The following is a 1,547-nucleotide window of genomic DNA, read 5'->3' as shown; positions in this document are numbered from 1 at the left end:
TAGCAAGAGTATAAAAGTAGATGAAAGAGCTAATGCTGTAAAAATATTAAAAGGTGAAGAAGGTTATAATGAGCCTGAATTTGCTAACCTTAAAAACTTAGAAGGCATTATTTTTATTACAAATAATCCTTTATTTCGCGGAGATGTAGAAATACGAACCTTACCTGATGAAAATTTTGTAGTGGATAATTTAAAGATATCACCCAAAACAGGAAGTGTTGTCCTCTATGGGGTTAGTACACCTAACCTAAACTTAACCAGAGCAGAAGATCTTTTTGCTTTTTGGGCTGTTCATAATAAAGGTATTACTAATGTCAATTTATCAGCCTCTAAAAAAATTATGCAACGAGGAGAAACAAGTCATTTGGGTTTTGTAGGTGATTTTATTATAATTGCAGATTGCCCTAATTTAAAAACTTTTACCTTGCCTGATGTTTCTAAAAGTACCGTTTCTCCTATTTCAATATTTGCAATCTCTCTTTTAGAATTACCTAAGCTTACTTCTACTATTGATTTAAGTAAAATACAAGTTTTTTCTTCTCTTCAATTAGCTAAAATACCAGCAACTACTAAAATTATATATCCTGCTGATATTAAATATTTTACAATAGGAGGAAATAAAGAAAAAGAAGGTCAGTTTGGAAAATTAATTTTAACTATTACAAAAGATATATACGACAAAGAGGAAACAAAAGCTTTTATCCAAAAATATCTTCCTAATAATAGAATTACAACTTCATACAATTTTGTAGATAATTTATTAGAGGATTCAGAAATTTATGACTATACTGACACCAATAATGAAAGTGGCCGACCTTCCATCCACAACCGAAGTTTTTTAAATAAAACTAACAATAAAGCACTAACTCTTAACGAAATCGTAAAACTTAGATTCGGAAACTCTAAACATAAAAAGTAATTATCTAAATTTAATAACTATGTCAAATTTATTTAAATCGATAGCTTTTGTAGCTATCTTAGGAATGGCATTAGTAGGATGCCAAAAAGAAGAGGCGAACATTGCTGATCATCCAGCTAATGAAGGGAACTCACAAAACGCTAATGAGACGACAGTTGTTAGCGAACATCCCTCTGTTAATTCTAACTTCACTGTAGATAGTGTAGTGGGAAATTACAAAGGTGAAATTAACCAAGTAAAGATGAACGGAGAAAATAAGGACTCTGTTTCTGATAGAACGGTAAATATCACCAAAAACGGCAATAACAAGTTTAACCTAAGTGTTGATGCTTTTAAAGTAGGAAGAATGCCTGCTAAACTAACTATCAACGTTAAGGGTATCACATTAAATAGTGACGGTACTTTTTCAGGAAGCTTTTCTAATGGAGTAAACTTACTGTTGACTGATTACCCTGCCAATATTAGAGGTAAATTCTTTAAGAAAGATAATGCGACAAAAGTAGAATTTACTTTGGAAAGTAGCGGAACCTATCTTTTATTTGTAAATTTTGATGCTTCTGTACATTTTGATACTTACTAAAAAGTAGTAACTTTAAGGGGCTGTCCTAAAAGTTTTTCTTGAGGGGGC

Annotated in this window: 1 protein-coding gene and 1 pseudogene; both read left to right on the top strand. The window is 31.3% G+C overall.

All coding sequences use genetic code 11. The annotated features are described in order from the left end of the window. Window positions 1-919: pseudogene (locus tag HMPREF9073_RS11700) on the top strand (hypothetical protein); the annotation flags it as partial. A 19-nt stretch (window positions 920-938) separates the two neighbouring features. Further along, window positions 939-1,499: a calycin-like domain-containing protein gene (locus HMPREF9073_RS11695; RefSeq protein ID WP_009413987.1), complete on the top strand. Its 561-nt coding sequence runs from the start codon at window positions 939-941 to the stop codon at window positions 1,497-1,499. Window positions 1,500-1,547: the final 48 nt, after the last annotated feature.

This window comes from Capnocytophaga sp. oral taxon 326 str. F0382 (assembly GCF_000318295.1).
Taxonomy (GTDB): domain Bacteria; phylum Bacteroidota; class Bacteroidia; order Flavobacteriales; family Flavobacteriaceae; genus Capnocytophaga; species Capnocytophaga periodontitidis.
This window is presented reverse-complemented; position numbering and strand designations above follow the sequence as displayed.